Source organism: Serratia sp. TSO36 (assembly GCF_057808395.1).
In genome coordinates this window covers 298,805-315,921 of sequence record NZ_JBJZOU010000010.1, presented here as the reverse complement: position 1 = coordinate 315,921, position 17,117 = coordinate 298,805, and the positions used below count along the sequence as shown (strand labels likewise).

General features: G+C 55.6%; 15 protein-coding genes and 1 other annotated feature. Of the genes, 10 read left to right on the top strand and 5 right to left on the bottom strand.

Annotated features, from left to right (window positions below; translation table 11 throughout):
* Nucleotides 1–178: 178 nt before the first annotated feature.
* The 9 genes from hisL (at nucleotide 179) to hisIE (ending at nucleotide 7,463) form a co-directional block, all read left to right on the top strand.
* A complete protein-coding gene (hisL, locus tag ACK3CV_RS08520; RefSeq protein ID WP_100396937.1) occupies nucleotides 179–226 on the top strand; it encodes a his operon leader peptide in 48 nt (15 codons plus the stop codon).
* Nucleotides 202–328: a sequence feature (His leader region), on the top strand. Its footprint overlaps the gene before it by 25 nt.
* A gap of 69 nt (nucleotides 329–397) precedes the next feature.
* A complete protein-coding gene (hisG, locus tag ACK3CV_RS08515) occupies nucleotides 398–1,297 on the top strand; it encodes an ATP phosphoribosyltransferase (protein WP_033637770.1) in 900 nt (299 codons plus the stop codon).
* Nucleotides 1,298–1,301: 4 nt separating this feature from the next.
* A complete protein-coding gene (gene hisD, locus ACK3CV_RS08510; RefSeq protein WP_033637769.1) occupies nucleotides 1,302–2,609 on the top strand; it encodes a histidinol dehydrogenase in 1,308 nt (435 codons plus the stop codon).
* Nucleotides 2,606–3,694, top strand: a complete 1,089-nt coding sequence (hisC, locus tag ACK3CV_RS08505) for a histidinol-phosphate transaminase (RefSeq protein ID WP_164140740.1) — start codon at nucleotides 2,606–2,608, stop codon at nucleotides 3,692–3,694. Before hisD ends, hisC begins: the two co-directional genes overlap by 4 nt.
* Entirely contained in the window at nucleotides 3,691–4,758 is a 1,068-nt protein-coding gene (gene hisB, locus ACK3CV_RS08500) for a bifunctional histidinol-phosphatase/imidazoleglycerol-phosphate dehydratase HisB (RefSeq protein ID WP_033637767.1), read from the top strand. Before hisC ends, hisB begins: the two co-directional genes overlap by 4 nt.
* On the top strand, nucleotides 4,758–5,348 hold the full coding sequence (gene hisH / locus ACK3CV_RS08495) for an imidazole glycerol phosphate synthase subunit HisH (RefSeq protein ID WP_033637766.1): 591 nt from the start codon (nucleotides 4,758–4,760) through the stop codon (nucleotides 5,346–5,348). Before hisB ends, hisH begins: the two co-directional genes overlap by 1 nt.
* Before the next feature lie 5 nt (nucleotides 5,349–5,353).
* Nucleotides 5,354–6,091 carry a 1-(5-phosphoribosyl)-5-[(5-phosphoribosylamino)methylideneamino]imidazole-4-carboxamide isomerase gene (gene hisA, locus ACK3CV_RS08490; RefSeq protein ID WP_042784058.1) on the top strand — a complete coding sequence of 246 codons (738 nt, stop codon included), beginning with the start codon at nucleotides 5,354–5,356 and terminating at the stop codon, nucleotides 6,089–6,091.
* Nucleotides 6,073–6,849, top strand: a complete 777-nt coding sequence (gene hisF, locus ACK3CV_RS08485) for an imidazole glycerol phosphate synthase subunit HisF (protein ID WP_033637764.1) — start codon at nucleotides 6,073–6,075, stop codon at nucleotides 6,847–6,849. The genes hisA and hisF overlap by 19 nt, the downstream gene beginning before the upstream one ends.
* Nucleotides 6,843–7,463 (top strand): bifunctional phosphoribosyl-AMP cyclohydrolase/phosphoribosyl-ATP diphosphatase HisIE, encoded by a 621-nt coding sequence (gene hisIE, locus ACK3CV_RS08480; RefSeq protein ID WP_033637763.1) that lies wholly within the window; start codon nucleotides 6,843–6,845, stop codon nucleotides 7,461–7,463. Before hisF ends, hisIE begins: the two co-directional genes overlap by 7 nt.
* 74 nt (nucleotides 7,464–7,537) lie before the next feature.
* On the opposite strand, the gene gndA is transcribed toward hisIE, so the two are convergent.
* A complete protein-coding gene (gene gndA, locus ACK3CV_RS08475) occupies nucleotides 7,538–8,944 on the bottom strand; it encodes an NADP-dependent phosphogluconate dehydrogenase (protein WP_004938815.1) in 1,407 nt (468 codons plus the stop codon).
* 262 nt (nucleotides 8,945–9,206) lie between these two features.
* Between gndA and ACK3CV_RS08470 the strand changes: the two genes are divergently transcribed.
* Nucleotides 9,207–10,253 (top strand): acyltransferase family protein, encoded by a 1,047-nt coding sequence (locus ACK3CV_RS08470; RefSeq protein ID WP_164037260.1) that lies wholly within the window; start codon nucleotides 9,207–9,209, stop codon nucleotides 10,251–10,253.
* Nucleotides 10,254–10,352: 99 nt separating this feature from the next.
* On the opposite strand, the gene ACK3CV_RS08465 is transcribed toward ACK3CV_RS08470, so the two are convergent.
* From ACK3CV_RS08465 to ACK3CV_RS08450, 4 genes are all read right to left on the bottom strand, one after another.
* A complete protein-coding gene (locus ACK3CV_RS08465) occupies nucleotides 10,353–13,928 on the bottom strand; it encodes a GT99 family glycosyltransferase N-terminal domain-containing protein (RefSeq protein WP_164037261.1) in 3,576 nt (1,191 codons plus the stop codon).
* Complete coding sequence (locus tag ACK3CV_RS08460) at nucleotides 13,928–15,253, bottom strand: ABC transporter ATP-binding protein (RefSeq protein ID WP_033637760.1); 1,326 nt, start codon at nucleotides 15,251–15,253, stop codon at nucleotides 13,928–13,930. The genes ACK3CV_RS08465 and ACK3CV_RS08460 overlap by 1 nt, the downstream gene beginning before the upstream one ends.
* The gene (locus ACK3CV_RS08455; protein ID WP_033637759.1) at nucleotides 15,243–16,076 is read right to left on the bottom strand and encodes an ABC transporter permease; all 834 of its coding nucleotides are present in this window, start codon (nucleotides 16,074–16,076) and stop codon (nucleotides 15,243–15,245) included. Before ACK3CV_RS08455 ends, ACK3CV_RS08460 begins: the two co-directional genes overlap by 11 nt.
* Nucleotides 16,077–16,198: 122 nt before the next feature.
* On the bottom strand, nucleotides 16,199–17,047 hold the full coding sequence (locus tag ACK3CV_RS08450) for a glycosyltransferase (RefSeq protein ID WP_033637758.1): 849 nt from the start codon (nucleotides 17,045–17,047) through the stop codon (nucleotides 16,199–16,201).
* Nucleotides 17,048–17,117 lie beyond the last annotated feature (70 nt).

Genomic DNA, 17,117 nt, shown 5'->3' with positions numbered 1-17,117 from the left:
GTGCACGGCGATACAATCTGCCCGGCTTAAGGTTAGGTAAAGCCGTGTGTGGCTAATAACCTAACCTGTTTCAATAAATTAAATTTATGACGTTAAAAAAGGGTTGCGCGGTGGACAGCGGATAGTTTAGCTTAATCAGCATACGGTTTTTACCGGCTTTTGATTAGAGAAAAACACCATGACACGCGTTCAGTTCAACCACCATCATCACCATCACCCTGACTAGTCTTTCAGGCGATGTGTGCTGGAAGACGGTTTGTTAATCTTCCAGTGGCGCGCAGAACGCAAGAGAGAGCCCTCGGAAGATTTCTTCCGAGGGTTTTTTTTTGGCTTCGGACAGACAGAAAGAATATTTTTACAACAAATTCATAAAATTACAGATTAAACAGAGGTTACCATGCTGGACAAGACACGTTTACGGATCGCAATGCAGAAGTCGGGCCGCCTGAGCGAGGAATCCCAGGAACTGCTGGCGCGCTGCGGCATCAAGATCAACCTGCAGCAGCAGCGTCTGATCGCCTTCGCGGAAAACATGCCGATCGATATCCTGCGCGTGCGCGACGACGACATTCCGGGCCTGGTGATGGACGGCGTGGTCGATCTGGGCATCATCGGCGAAAACGTGCTGGAAGAAGAGCTGCTCAGCCGCCGCGCTCAGGGCGAAGACCCGCGTTACTTCACCCTGCGCCGCCTCGATTTCGGCGGCTGCCGCCTGTCGCTGGCCACCCCGCTCGACGCCGAATACGCCGGCCCGCAAAGCCTGCAGGACGCCCGCATCGCCACCTCTTACCCGCACCTGCTGAAGCAATACCTCGACAAGCAGGGCGTGCGCTTCAAATCTTGCCTGCTGAACGGTTCGGTGGAAGTGGCGCCGCGCGCCGGCCTGGCCGACGCCATCTGCGACCTAGTCTCTACCGGCGCCACGCTGGAGGCCAACGGCCTGCGCGAGGTGGAGGTGATCTACCGCTCCAAGGCCTGCCTGATCCAGCGCGACGGCGAAATGCCGGAAGCCAAACAGCAGTTGATCGACCGCCTGATGACCCGCATTCAGGGCGTGATCCAGGCGCGTGAATCCAAATACATCATGCTGCACGCGCCGAGCGAGAAGCTGGACGAGATCGTCGCGCTGCTGCCGGGCGCCGAACGCCCGACCATTCTGCCGCTGGCCGGCGCGCAGAACCGCGTGGCGATGCACATGGTGAGCAGCGAAACCCTGTTCTGGGAAACCATGGAAAAACTGAAAGCGCTCGGCGCCAGCTCGATTCTGGTGCTGCCGATTGAAAAGATGATGGAGTAACGCCATGTCGACCTTCAACACGCCGATCGATTGGGCAACGTGCAGCGCCGAACGCCAGGCCGAGCTGCTGATGCGCCCGGCAATCGCCGCTTCCGACAGCATCACCCGCACGGTGAGCGAGATCCTCGACAACGTGAAGGCCAACGGCGATCGGGCGCTGCGCGACTACAGCGCCCGCTTCGACAAGGCGGAAGTCGCCGCGCTGCGCGTCAGCGCCGAGCAGATCGCCGCCGCCTGCACGCGACTGGGCGATGACATCAAACAGGCGATGGCGGTGGCCGTCGCCAACGTGGACACCTTCCACAACGCGCAGCGACTGCCGCCGGTGGACGTCGAAACGCAGCCGGGCGTGCGCTGCCAGCAGGTGACCCGCCCAATCGACTCGGTGGGCCTGTATATTCCCGGCGGGTCGGCGCCGCTGTTCTCCACCGTGCTGATGCTGGCGACGCCGGCGCGCATCGCCGGTTGCCGCCGGGTGGTGCTGTGCTCGCCGCCGCCGATCGCCGATGAGATCCTGTATGCGGCACAGCTGTGCGGCGTGCAGGAAGTGTTTCAGGTCGGGGGCGCGCAGGCGATCGCCGCCCTGGCGTTCGGCACCGAAAGCGTGCCGCGCGTGGCGAAAATCTTCGGGCCGGGCAACGCCTTCGTGACCGAAGCCAAGCGGCAGGTCAGCCAGCGTCTCGACGGCGCGGCTATCGACATGCCGGCCGGCCCTTCGGAGGTGCTGGTGATCGCCGATGCCGGCGCCACCCCGGCGTTCGTCGCTTCCGATCTGCTGTCGCAGGCCGAACACGGCCCGGATTCGCAGGTGATCCTGCTGACGCCGGACGCGGCGATGGCGCAGGCGGTGGCCGAAGCGGTGGAAAGCCAGCTGGCCGAACTGCCGCGCGCCGAGACCGCCCGCCAGGCGCTGGCGAGCAGCCGCCTGATCGTGGCGCGCGATCTGCCTGAGTGCGTGGCCATCAGCAACCGCTACGGCCCGGAGCACCTGATCATTCAGACCCGTAATGCGCGCGAGCTGGTAGACGGCATCACCAGCGCCGGCTCAGTGTTCCTCGGCGACTGGTCGCCGGAGTCCGCCGGCGATTACGCCTCCGGCACCAACCACGTGCTGCCGACCTACGGCTACACCGCCACCTGCTCCAGCCTGGGGCTGGCCGATTTTCAAAAACGCATGACGGTGCAGGAGCTGACGCCGCAGGGCTTCAGCAACCTGGCCGCCACTATCGAGACGCTGGCCGCCGCCGAGCAGCTGATCGCCCACAAGAACGCCGTGACCCTGCGCGTCGCCGCCCTGAAGGAGCAAGCATGAGCATCGAAAAACTGGCGCGCGCCAACGTTCGCGAGCTGACCCCTTATCAATCGGCGCGCCGCCTCGGCGGTAAGGGCGACGTGTGGCTGAACGCCAACGAATACCCGACCGCGCCCGAGTTTCAGCTAACCGCGCAAACCTTCAACCGCTATCCGGAATGCCAGCCGGCGCAGGTAATCGAACGCTACGCCGCCTACGCCGGGGTGAAGAAAGAGCAGGTGCTGGTCAGCCGCGGCGCCGATGAAGGCATCGAACTGCTGATCCGCGCCTTCTGCGAGCCGGGCAAAGACGCCATTCTGTTCTGCCCGCCGACCTACGGCATGTACGCCGTCAGCGCCGAAACTTTCGACGTGGAGCGCCGCACCGTGGCCGCCAAAGAGGACTGGCAGCTGGATCTGCCGGCCATCGCAGACAGCATGGACAACGTGAAGCTGATCTACGTCTGCAGCCCGAACAACCCGACCGGCAACCTGATCGATCCGGACTCGCTGCGCAACCTGCTGGAGCTGGCCAAAGGCAAGGCGATCGTCGCGGTGGACGAAGCCTATATCGAGTTTTGCCCGCAGGCCTCAGTGGCCGGGTGGCTGAGCGACTATCCGCATCTGGCTATCCTGCGCACGCTGTCGAAGGCCTTTGCGCTGGCTGGCCTGCGCTGCGGCTTTACGCTCGCCAACGAAGATCTGATCGCCCTGCTACTGAAGGTGATCGCGCCTTACCCGCTCTCGACGCCGGTGGCGGATATCGCCGCGCAGGCGCTGAGCGAAGAAGGTATCCGCACCATGCGTCAGCGCGTCACCGACATCGCCGCCACCCGCAGCTGGCTGCAGCAACAGCTGGAAAAATGCGCCTGCGTCGAGCAGGTTTTCGCCAGCGACAGCAATTACCTGCTGGCCCGCTTCACCGCCTCAAGTAATGTGTTTAAAAGCTTGTGGGATCAGGGCATTATCTTACGAGACCAAAACAAACAGCCCGGGTTGTCCGGCTGCCTGCGCATCACCATAGGCACCCGCGACGAATGTCAACGCGTGGTGGACGCCTTGTCCGCCCTGCCCGGCGCCAACCAGACTCGCCAGGAGCCAATGTGAGCCAAAAAATCCTCTTTATCGATCGTGACGGCACGCTGATCGCCGAGCCACCGGAAGATTTCCAGGTTGACCGCCTGGACAAGCTGGCGCTCGAGCCGGACGTGATCCCTTCCCTGCTGGCGCTGCAACAGGCTGGGTATCAGCTGGTGATGATCACCAATCAGGATGGGCTCGGCACCGCCAGTTTCCCGCAGGAAACCTTCGATCCGCCGCACAACCTGATGATGCAGATCCTCAGCTCGCAGGGCATTCAGTTCGCCGATGTGCTGATCTGCCCGCACCTGCCGGCGGACAACTGCGACTGCCGCAAGCCGAAAACCGCACTGGTGAAGGGCTACCTCGAACCCGGCGTGCTGAATGCCGCCCACAGCTACGTGATCGGCGATCGGCCGACCGACGTGCAGCTGGCGGAAAACATGGGCATCCAGGGGCTGCGCTACCAGCGCGGCGTGCTGGGCTGGAAAGAGATCGTGCGCCAGCTGACCCTGCGCGACCGCCACGCGCGGGTTAACCGCGTGACCAAAGAGACGCAGATCGACGTCAACGTCTGGCTGGATCGCGAAGGCGGCAGCAAGATCAAAACCGGCGTCGGCTTCTTCGATCACATGCTGGATCAGATCGCCACCCACGGCGGCTTCCGCATGGAGATCGACGTCAAAGGCGATCTGTATATCGACGATCACCACACGGTGGAAGACACCGGTCTGGCGCTGGGTGAAGCGCTGAACAAGGCGCTTGGCGACAAGCGCGGCATCGCCCGCTTCGGCTTCGTGCTGCCGATGGACGAGTGCCTGGCGCGCTGCGCGCTGGATATTTCCGGCCGCCCGCACCTGGAGTACAAGGCCGAGTTCAACTATCAGCGCGTCGGCGATCTCAGCACCGAAATGGTCGAGCACTTCTTCCGTTCGCTCTCTTACACCATGGGCTGCACGCTGCACCTGAAGACCAAGGGCAAAAACGACCACCACCGGGTCGAGAGCCTGTTCAAAGTGTTTGGCCGCACGCTGCGCCAGGCGATCCGCGTCGAGGGCAATACCCTGCCGAGTTCGAAAGGAGTGCTGTGATGAACGTGGTGATTTTGGATACCGGCTGCGCCAACCTGGCCTCCGTCACCTACGCGGTGCGGCGCCTGGGTTACCAGCCGGAGGTGAGCCGCGATCCGGAGATCGTGCTGCGCGCCGACAAGCTGTTCCTGCCGGGCGTCGGCACCGCGCAGGCGGCGATGGATCAACTGCGCGAGCGCGATCTGATCGAGCTGATCAAGGCCTGCACGCAGCCGGTACTGGGCATCTGCCTCGGCATGCAGCTGCTGGCGGCCAGCAGCGAAGAGAACGGCGGCGTGACGACACTCGGCCTCATCGATACGCCGGTGAAGCAGATGACCGACTTTGGCCTGCCGCTGCCGCACATGGGCTGGAACCAGGTGTCCGCGCAGGCGGGCCACCATCTGTTCCGCGGCATCGATGACGGCGCCTACTTCTATTTCGTTCACAGCTATGCGATGCCGATATGCCCCAGCACCATCGCCCAGGCGAACTACGGCGAGCCCTTCACCGCCGCCGTGCAAAAAGACAACTTCTTCGGCGTGCAGTTTCATCCAGAACGTTCTGGAGCGGCCGGCGCACAACTGTTGAAAAACTTTCTGGAGATGTAGGCAGCATGATTATTCCGGCTTTGGATTTGATCGACGGCAACGTGGTGCGTTTGCATCAGGGCGATTACGGCCAACAGCGCGACTACGGCAACGATCCGCTGTTGCGCCTGCAGGACTATCAACAACAGGGCGCGCAGGTGCTGCACCTGGTCGATCTGACCGGCGCCAAGGATCCGGCGGCGCGCCAGATCCCGCTGCTGCGCAAACTGCTGGCGGGGGTTAATGTGCCGGTGCAGGTCGGCGGCGGCATCCGCAACGAGCAAGACGTCAGCGCCCTGCTGGAGGCTGGCGCCACGCGCGTGGTGATCGGCTCCACCGCGGTGAAACAGCCGCAATTGGTGCAGAGCTGGTTCGAGCGCTACGGCGCCGACGCGCTGGTGCTGGCGCTGGACGTGCGCATCGACGCGCAGGGCGTGAAACGCGTGGCCATCAGCGGCTGGCAGGAGGATTCCGACGCCACGCTGGAACAGGTGGTGGAGCAGTTCCTGCCCTACGGGCTGAAGCACGTGCTGTGCACCGACATTTCGCGCGACGGTACGCTGGCCGGTTCCAACGTGGCGCTGTATCAGGCGATCAGCCGCCGCTATCCGCAGGTGGCCTTCCAGGCCTCGGGCGGCATCGGCAATCTGGACGACATCGCCCAGCTGCGCGGCAGCGGCGTTGCCGGCGTGATCGTGGGGCGCGCCCTGCTGGAAGGTAAATTTAGCGTTGAGGAGGCGATCGCATGCTGGCAAAACGGATAATCCCGTGCCTGGATGTTAAAGACGGGCAAGTGGTGAAAGGCGTGCAGTTCCGCAACCACGAAATCATCGGCGACATCGTGCCGCTGGCGCAGCGCTATGCGCAAGAAGGTGCGGACGAGCTGGTGTTTTACGATATCACCGCCTCGAGCGACGGCCGGGTGGTGGACAAAAGCTGGGTATCGCGCGTGGCGGAGGTGATTGATATTCCGTTCTGCGTCGCCGGCGGCATTAAAAGCGCCGAGGACGCCAGCCAGATCCTGTCTTTCGGCGCCGACAAGATTTCGATCAACTCGCCGGCGCTGGCCGATCCCGAGCTGATTAGCCGCCTGGCGGAACGCTTCGGCGTGCAGTGCATCGTCGTGGGCATCGACACCTGGTTCGATAGTGAAACCGGCAAGTATCACGTCAACCAATATACCGGCGACGAGAGCCGCACCCGCATCACCCAGTGGGAAACCCTCGACTGGGTACAGGAAGTGCAGCGCCGCGGCGCCGGTGAGATCGTGCTGAACATGATGAACCAGGACGGCGTGCGCAACGGTTACGATCTGCAGCAGCTGCGCCGGGTGCGCGAGGCCTGCAAGGTGCCGCTGATCGCCTCGGGCGGCGCGGGCACCATGGAGCACTTCCTGGAAGCGTTCCGCGATGCGGACGTCGACGGCGCGCTGGCGGCGTCGGTGTTCCACAAACAAATCATCAATATCGGCGAGCTGAAAAGGTTCCTGGTTGAACAAGGCGTGGAGATTCGCGTGTGCTGACAGAACAACAGAACAACCAGTTGGACTGGGAAAAAACCGACGGCCTGATGCCGGCCATCGTGCAGCACGCCGTTTCCGGCGAAGTGCTGATGCTGGGTTACATGACGCCGGAAGCGCTGGCGGCCACCGAGCAGAGCGGCAACGTCACCTTCTTCTCGCGCACCAAGCAGCGCCTGTGGACCAAGGGTGAAAGCTCCGGCCACTTCCTCAAGGTGGTCAGCATCACGCCGGACTGCGATAACGACACGCTGCTGGTATTGGCCAACCCGATCGGCCCGACCTGCCACCTCGGCAACAGCAGCTGCTTCCACCCGGCCGCCAGCGACTGGACGTTCCTCTATCAGCTGGAGCAGCTGTTGGCGGAGCGCAAGCACGCCAGCCCGGACAGCTCGTACACTGCCAGCCTGTATGCCAGCGGCACCAAGCGCATCGCGCAGAAGGTCGGGGAAGAAGGCGTGGAAACCGCGCTGGCCGCCACGGTCAACGATCGCGAAGAGCTGACCAACGAGGCCTCGGATCTGATCTATCACCTGCTGGTGCTGCTGCAGGACCAGGATCTGGACCTGAGCGCGGTGATCGGCCGGCTGCGCGAGCGGCATCAGAAAAAAGCGTGACGTTAAATCGCGCCCAATAAAAAAGCCGCCGGGCGTTAACCTCGGCGGCTTTTTTTATCGCTCAACGGGCGGGCTTATTCCATCCATTCGGTATGGAACACGCCTTCCTTGTCGATGCGTTTATAGGTGTGCGCACCGAAGTAGTCGCGCTGCGCCTGGATCAGGTTCGCCGGCAGCACCGCGGAGCGGTAGCTGTCGTAGTAGGCGATCGCAGCAGAGAAGGTCGGCGTAGGAATACCGTTCTGCACGGCATAGGCCACCACGTCACGCAGCGCCTGCTGGTACTCGTCGGCGATTTGCTTGAAGTATGGCGCCAGCAGCAGGTTGGCGATATCGGCATCCGCCGCGTAAGCGTCGGTGATCTTCTGCAGGAACTGGGCGCGGATGATGCAGCCGGCGCGGAAGATCTTGGCGATTTCGCCGTAGTGCAGATCCCAGTTGTTTTCTTTAGACGCGGCTTTCAGCTGAGAGAAGCCCTGCGCGTAGGACACGATCTTGCCCAGATACAGCGCGCGACGCACTTTCTCGATGAATTCGGCTTTGTCGCCGGTGAACGGCGCCACTTTCGGGCCGGTCAGCACTTTAGACGCGGCAACGCGCTGGTCTTTCAGCGAGGACAGGTAGCGCGCAAACACCGACTCGGTGATCAGCGACAGCGGTTCGCCCAGATCCAGCGAGCTCTGGCTGGTCCACTTGCCGGTGCCTTTGTTGGCGGCTTCGTCCAGGATCACATCGACCAGGTATTTACCCTCTTCGTCTTTCTTGGTGAAGATGTCTTTGGTGATGTCGATCAGGTAGCTATTCAGTTCGCCCTTGTTCCACTCGGCGAAGGTTTCGGCCAGTTGCTCGTTGCTCAGGTTCAGCGCCTGCTTCAGCAGGGAATAGGCTTCGGCAATCAGCTGCATGTCGCCGTATTCGATGCCGTTGTGCACCATCTTCACATAGTGGCCGGCACCGTCTGCGCCGATGTAGGTCACGCAAGGCTCACCTTCCGCAACCGCAGCGATTTTCTCCAGGATCGGCGCCACCAGCTCGTAAGCTTCTTTCTGGCCGCCAGGCATGATGGAAGGCCCTTTCAGCGCGCCCTCTTCACCGCCGGAAACGCCGGTACCGATGAAGTTGAAGCCCTGGTCGGACAGTTCACGGTTACGACGGATGGTGTCCTGATAGTAGGTGTTGCCGCCGTCGATCAGGATATCGCCCTTGTCCAGGTGCGGAGTCAGCGAGGCAATGGTTTTATCCGTTGCTTCGCCCGCTTTCACCATCAGCAGGATGCGGCGCGGTTTTTCCAGCGATTCGACAAACTCTTCAACGGTGTAATACGGCGCCAGATTCTTGCCCGGGTTCTCAGCGATCACTTCGTCAGTTTTGTCGCCAGAACGGTTGAAAATGGAAACGGTGTAACCACGGCTCTCGATGTTCAGCGCGAGGTTGCGGCCCATTACCGCCATGCCGACAACGCCGATTTGTTGCTTGGACATTTAGGAACTCCTGTCTGAGGATGACCCTGCCGGCAACGTCGGCCAGCAGGTTTTGTGATGTGGCACACATGTTAACTCAGGATTGAGCCGGGTGGGTAGTGATTGGTGCGATAGGTCACATCACGGCACAAATTCATAGCAAGCAAATTCACATTTTGTTACACACATTGACAAAAAGGTGAGGTAAAGAGGGGAAAAACTTTAAACTTGATGTGAGATGCACTAAAATCCAGCAACCCATTTTTTGTGTAAAAAAAAGAAAATGAAGCCTCTCTATTCTCATCAAAAAAACTGTTTTGATGTTATTCGTATTTTTGCAGCATTCCTTGTTCTTTATTCGCACCATTTTGCTTTGAGTGGCAAAGCCGAGCCGTCCTTTCTAGGATTTGAAAGTTTTGGTGGATTGGCCGTTGTCATATTCTTTGGCGTTTCCGGATATCTGATCGCTCAGTCAGGGATGAGAAGCGTGAGCTTTGTCTCTTTTATGGAAAAAAGAATAAAGCGAATATTCCCGGCGCTTGTTGTATGCAGCATCGTTCTCTACGTCGTATTAGGCCTAACTTTACAGCCAGAAAGCGTCTTTACTAAAAGATCGTTGATTGCTGCGATTAACCTGGTCGCCTTACGCGGTGCTGACCCTATCACTATGGCACAGCATTACATTTATCCTAACGCGATAAATGGCAGCCTCTGGACATTGCCGTTAGAGTTCGCTTGCTATCTTATTCTTGCCGTCGCTTTTTGTTTCGCAAAAAATATCAAGCCAATACTCATCGTTCTGCTCGTTATGGTGGCGCTCACTATTTATTTTCTGTCAAATCCAACAACTCTCGGATTCTATTCAATTTCGCTGCAACTGTTTACGCCACGTGCCGTCGCCTTCTTCCTGGGAGCCTTAATGGCATTAACGGAAAGTAGTTGGAGTAATAGAAACGCCAAGAAATTTATCTTCCTGTCAGGTATCGTTTTGCTTTATGTACTAAAAGGGAGTTATGAATTGCGGGTTTTAGGCTACCTCATCATTCCCGCGCTGGTCATTATCATTGGTGTGTCAATAACGGACAAACTTATCTATGGCCGATTTGATTACTCTTATGGCGTCTATATTTATGCGTTCCCAGTGCAACAAATTGTCATAAACCATACGTCGTTGGGTTTTTACAGCAGTATGCTGCTCAGCGCATTAATGACCTTATTCCTCGGTGCGTTATCCTGGCATCTTGTGGAAAGACGCTTCCTACGCAAGAAAGCGATACCGTCACCGTCGTCCACATCCTCTATTAATGTGGACGAACTGGCCGTCAAGTAGGCCAATAGCGCCGTTTAAAAGTCCCTCCGCTCTCTTTTCTATAAAAAAACCGGCGCTCTAGCGCCGGTTTCTAACGCAAGACACTCGTTCTCTGTCTCGTTAACCGATGATCTCATGGATCGCTCGGCGCGACAGAATTCGCTTCACGTAGCGCTGCAAACGATAAGGCACCAATTTGACGCCCCAGGCCAATGCCGGGTGTTTGCTAAGCCGCCATAAAATGGCCAGTAGTTTTTCCTTACGGCCTTGCGGTGCAGTTGGCGTTACGGCAACAACTTCTACATAGGCAGAGGCGTAAACGGATGCCAGCAAGGCTTTATAATCGATACGCCCCAACTCGCTTTCCCGCAGCCAATCAGCCTGCAGATAACCGTCGCGATAGAAGTCCCCTACGCGTTCTGCGTGAGAAAGATCCAGCAACGCCGGCGCATTAGCGGCTGCAAAGAAAGCTTGCGGGTCGGCACGCAAAGAACGCCAGAGCTCGCACATTTTCTTGGCGGAAGTGTCCCATGCAATCACCCGACTATCGCGGCGGCCGACAACACGTTCGCCGAAAGCGCCAATGTTCGGAACGACAACGGGAATTCCGTATTCAAGCGCGATGCTGAGCGTATAGCTATAAGTTTCAGGCCATTGAGCCGGGTACCAAATGACGTCCGGCTTGATCTCATCCAGTTTCTGCTGCAGATCGCGGCTTGAATAGGCGCCATGACCTTTGACGGCATCGCACAGGGGGCGGAAAGCGTAGCCTAACAGATGAAACTCGATATCTTCGTGTTTCAAGTCATTGGCGACTTCATCCAACATCAATGCGCCTTTTTCACGGCTGATCGCCCCCAACACAAGTACCTTCAGCTTCTGCCCCGGCTGATAGGTGGACTTGACTTCAGGATAAGGGGCGGCAACTTCGTAATCCGGATGCCAGGCAATGACACTTTTTTGCGCGCAACTTGGAAAATCGCGCATAAAGCGAACTTGCGTATCCGCAGAAGGGAAAATAACCCGCTCGGCATTTTCGATCCATGGCAGCAGTTTTGCACGCCATTGTTCCGCCGACAACCCGCCCGGAATCTGATAGTGTTCACTGCACAGCTTATCGCGGGTGGCGACGGCATCACCAGCAAAAATCCCATTTTTATCGGTTAACGTTGGATTCGCGTTCACGAAATAATAATCGTGAATCGTAATGTCATAGGTGCATGACAAGCTATTCCTCAACTCGCCAATTTTATCGGCAACCCCGATCATATGATGGAAATGAATGTGCCCAACGCCAATAAAGCGCAATAAGTTGACCAGCGTTTCATAACCATGGGTGACATCAATAATGAACTTCTCGCGGTACACTGCCTCGTTCGTATTTAACGACAATGCAACGCTGCAACCTTCCTCTTCCGGCGTCAACAGCAGGAAATGCGCCTTATCTTTATAAAACTTGACCAACTCATGCAAATGCTGGGTAACACCACCGCCCATCTTATGAGAGACCAACAAGACTTTGCTGACGTCCTTCTTGGCCAAAATACGCAGTAACATCTGTTGGCGAGCTTTTTTTGCCGGATCGTGAGCGATGAAATCCATCACATCCTTCGTATAGTTGGGATGGAGTTCGTTCAACAGCTCCAGCGCTCGCGTTTTGCGCGGGTTCTGTTCGCCGGCGAAGCTCACGCCGCCTTTGTGATAAACAAAGACGTTGAGCTGATGAAAGTTGGGCCATCCGGCTTTTGCCGCACGCTGGCACCAGTCGTTTTCCTCACCATAACCTCGGCCAAAGGTTTCGACGTCAAAATACCCCACCTCATTCAAACAATCCCGACGGATATACATGCAGAAGCCGACACCAGTCGGTACTTCCACCAGGTTGTTTTCTCTACCATAAGTCGAGAACTGATCGTCCAGCTGCTGTACGTTCATTCCCATAAAGAGTTCATTATCTTCACAGAAATTAGGGAAGCTGCAGATGGTTGCATTGTTTGAAAACGGTGTGATGCTGCCGACCCGGCTACGTGAATAAGCCGCGTCACGAATACGCTCCAGCCAATCATTAGCGACTTCAACATCGCTATTGAGCAGCAAGACGTCCCTCTTCGGATTGAGCTTCATACCACGGTTCACCGTCGCCACAAAGCCCAGGTTTTGCTCGTTTTCAAGCAGCTTGAAACGCGCCGTTTCGGCCCGTTCACGTAGCCACTGAGTCAGCTCAGGCTCCGGCGAAGCATCGTTGATAACCACCAGTTGCGCCCAATGCGGCAAAGTTGTCAGAGCAGACTCAATACACTCCTGAGTCTCTTCCAATCCACCGTATACAGGGACTACGACGTCGACAATGATCTCTTCGGATTGCTCGTTGACCGTAGCTTCCAATGCGCCGACTTTTTCTTCCAGAACGCCGATCTCAGCCTGCTTGGCTGCCAATGCCAAGTTCAAATCTTCAATTGTATTCATTAAAGTACAAACAGTCCTTTCAACACTTCCATCTTCAACAATGGAAGAGGCCTTTTTTTCCATTTCCGCATCACGCATGCCATCACCAAGGGTAATATAATAATTGACGTGTTTCGCTATTATTTCCGCTTCATCAGGAGAGGAAAGCCGGAAACGAATATAGTTGATATCAAACAATAACTCAAAAGGCACCAAATAGGAGAACAGATAGAAGGCAAGGCGCTTTACCTTCTCTGTCTGATTGGCAACATTACAGAAAGCATATGAACAATCACCCAATACGGTCACGGGAATGTCCAACAACATCGCTTCTAGGCCGACACTGGAGTTAATCGTCAGGATATGTTTGCAACGCTGAATAAAGTCGATGCTATTTGCCGAATGGTCGATGACATCAGGTCCTTCCTGCAAAGTAAAGCGACTGCCAGGATGGCTACGAATCAATCGCTTCCCAGAAAAAGTGAACTCGGCATAGTCCAGCAACGATTGGTTATTGAAAGAGTTGCTGAACGCAATGATATTGGAGTCATTTTCAACCTGAAGCGCGATACCGACATCAAACTTGTCTTCAGCTCGATCTTCATCACCTTGAGGCATCGCCAGGGACTGACCGGTAAAGAACTCGCGGAGTTGCTCCACCTGAACGTTCATATTGAAACGGTAATCGCTACTCAGGTAGCGCCTTTCCGCCTCTGTATTGCCGTTTACCCCGCTAAAGTCGAAATAAGCGGTCGATAAGTACTCTGGCGAGCGTAATGGCCCCAACTCAAGGTTGACGACTTTAATATTCCTTCTTTTCGCTGCCGCATTTAAGGAAGGGCAATTACACCACGTCAATACGCACTCGATGTGGCTTTCCTGACTTAACGCAGCAAACAGAACCTCCTCAAGTTCAGGGATCACCTCGGTGATAAACTTCTTAAAGAGCTCATCGGGATTGTTAAAACATTTTGCCATGTAGTGATTGAAATACGACTCGTCAATCACACTGACGTTATGTTTATCACTCAGTTGGCTCAGGTCAGGCAATTGGAAACCCAGACGCCTTTGCGAATCCTCCTCAAGCTCCCAACGCTTCTCACTTTCCCATTGCTCAAGAGAAGACAGGTAATCGTTGCCCATCATGAAATAAACGGGTTCTTTCATCGAGCTCAAGACGCGATAGAAAAACCACAAATAGGGTGCTTTAACGCCTCTAAAGGGATAAGCCGGTAAGAAAACACTGACCATTATGACACTCCATCGGCAACGATCTGGATTGGAGCATGGATCACGCCACCGAGCTCTCGTGAAGACCAGTACTTAATTTTTCCAATAGGCCTACGCTGATCGAGCTCTTCTCGCTCGCCATTATTAAAGCATGCCAGACCGCAGTGGATGAGATAATCGCCGGCGTTAATCGGCAACTTAACTTTGTATTTCAACGTTTGCAAACCTGGTTGCAGCGTCAGAGGGTGCCCGGCGCCGATGTTGTTATCCCCCCAAATATCTCCCCCCTGAGCGCGAGAAATCGAGATACCCAAAACAACGTCGCTGATCGTCTCTGAAGCCGCCAGGGTAAAGTTAAAGTACAGTTCTTCACCCGATTTGACTAAAGGTTTGTCAGCCAGGGGGGTACCATCACTTTTGATGACAGAGAACGACTCGATAATCGCCCGCGCACTACCAAAACGTTTCTCATCCACTTCCGCATTGATCGACGCCTGTTGCAGAGCACGGAGCTCCTCAATCCCATACCTGGCGGAAGAGTCGACGGAGGAAGATACCACCGGTTCCTGTTTCTTTTCAGAAAGCAGCATCCCCTTTTCATAGGCTAATACCGCGGCCAGCACATCCGTCGTATCACCGATCAGTTGGCCGTCGCTCATAACCAGACAGCGATCGGCGTATTCCAGAATGCTGCCGGTTGAATGGGTCACCATAATGATGGTTGTCCCCTGCTTCTTCAGCGCTTCCATCCTTTTAAAGCATTTATACTGGAATCCGATATCCCCTACCGCCAACGCTTCATCGACGATTAAAATCTCGGGATCAATACAGGCTTGCACCGCAAAAGCTAAGCGCACATACATCCCACTGGAATAGGTCTTTACCGGTTGGTCGATAAACGCGCCAATATCTGCGAAATCGAGAATACTTTGAAACTTGCGATCGATCTCAGCCTTGCTTAACCCCAGAACACTGCCGTTAAGGTAGACGTTATCTCGGCCAGTAAATTCAGGATTAAACCCCGCGCCCAGCTCCAGCAAGGCGGCAATTCGGCCATTGACGCTGATGTCACCTGTCGTCGGCGTCAGCGTACCGCAAATCATCTGAAGCAGCGTGGACTTACCCGCCCCGTTTCTACCGATGATGCCAACGGTCTCGCCACGGTTGATCGTGAAAGACACATCCCTGAGTGCCCAAAACTCACGGAAATAAGTACGGCTTTCCTTTCTCGCCACGCGCTGCAGCTTAGGGGCAAAGAACTGCTTCAGACGGTCGCGCGGACGAGAGTAGATCTGGTAGCATTTGCTTAAATTGCTAACCTGAATCGCAACATCGTTAGAGGACATCTGCAAACCCCTTTCTGGTTTTCTGGAAGAAAGCATAACCCAGCCAAGCCACTAACATCGCGGCCAACGTATAGACCACCAGACCGCTCCAGTTAGGCATCTGACCCCAGATCAAAATATTACGCGCTTGTTCGATGATAAATGTCAGAGGATTGAGCATAATCCAGATCCGATACTTCTCAGGGAGCGCAGTGATTGGGAAGAAGACCGGGGATAAAAACATCATTACGGTGGTAATGATTACCGTAGTCTGGCCAACATCACGGATAAATACCCCAAGCGAAGCCAGGATCCATCCCAAACCAAGGCAAAAAATGACCAGCGGTAGGAAGACCAACGGCACAAACACCAGCGTCCAATGCAAATAGCCGTTGAACAGGAAAAAGGCGCAAAGCAGAACCAGCAGGCTAATCAAAGTGTGGAACAGGGCAGCACATAAGCTGATCACCGGCAAGGTTTCCAAAGGAAACACCACTTTCTTCACGTAGTTGGTATTTCCCAGAATGATCTGCGGCGCACGATTCACGACCTCAGCAAAAAAACCGTGGACAATCATGCCGACAAAGAGAATTACGGCAAACTGGGTGCGGCTTTCATCTCCGCCGACAGACCAGCGGGCTTTAAAAACGACCGAAAAGACAAAAGTATAGACAACGAGCATAAACAAAGGGTTTAAAAACGACCAGGCCAGCCCCATCGCGGAACCTTTGTAGCGGCCGATCACTTCACGTTTGGTCATCTGCAGAATCAGCTGCCTGTAACCCCATATGTTACGCACCAAGGAGAGCGGTGATATTGGTTGATTTTTATGCGGATTACTCATTCCCCTGCCCCCTGCATGATCACGGCAGTATGTCTCACCGCCATAAACTCATTGAAAATAATCATAATCAATACCTTAATACTTTTAACACACCGTCTTGGCACTTTTTCTCGCGATGTATGCTACCGCTTGCGGCCGTTTTCTTTCATAGGAATGCTCTTTAAGCATTGCTGGTTATATTGGCGGCGCTGACGATCAAAAAACCATCCCCATTTGCAAAAGTAGGCAACAGCAGAGCGTACATGATGGCCCAGCAGCACCAGATTTTTGTAAGACCCTTTGCCGAAGACATGTGTGATTTGCGCTCCCGAAAAGTAGATGATGTCGCTATGCGGCAAAGCCCGGCGACAGAGATCGACATCTTCCATGTACATGAAAAAGCGCTCGTCAAATCCATTCAACTTTTTCAGCAATGGTGACGCAATCAGCATGAAACACCCTGACACGGTCGGCACGGCAAACGTTGAATCATAATCAGCAGCCTGGAGCTCATAGGCTGCATCCATCTTAACTCCTAAACGGGGTATAAAGCGGCGCAACAGCAAATTCGCCGGCGTCGGCAGCAATCGGCAGCTGTACTGAAAGCGACCATCACTGTAATGTATTCGTGGAGAGACGAACTGATGTTTCCCTTCGCTGGCGAACTGATGCAAACTTGCCAACGCGCCTACTTCAAAACTGATATCCGGGTTGCAGATCAAAAAATAATCGCAGGAATCCAGGTAGCGGCTCATTGCCAGGTTATGTCCGTGGCCAAATCCGCCATTTTCCTTAGCAGAGATGTAGCTGATACGGTCATTATTCAAGGCATCGGCCCAATCGGCACCGCCATTATTGACCAGAACAATCTTATCAACGCAGCGCTCCGCCAAAAGAGACGTCAAGGTGCCCGCCACCTGCTCATAGCTGTGGTTGAACAAAACGATAGATGCAACGATCTGAAATTGAGATTTTTCTTGGTCTACAGCCATGCTGTATCTAGTTCCTAAACCCGTAATTTACCGCAGTCACAAAGTCATGCCATTAGGGTGATTAAAAGAC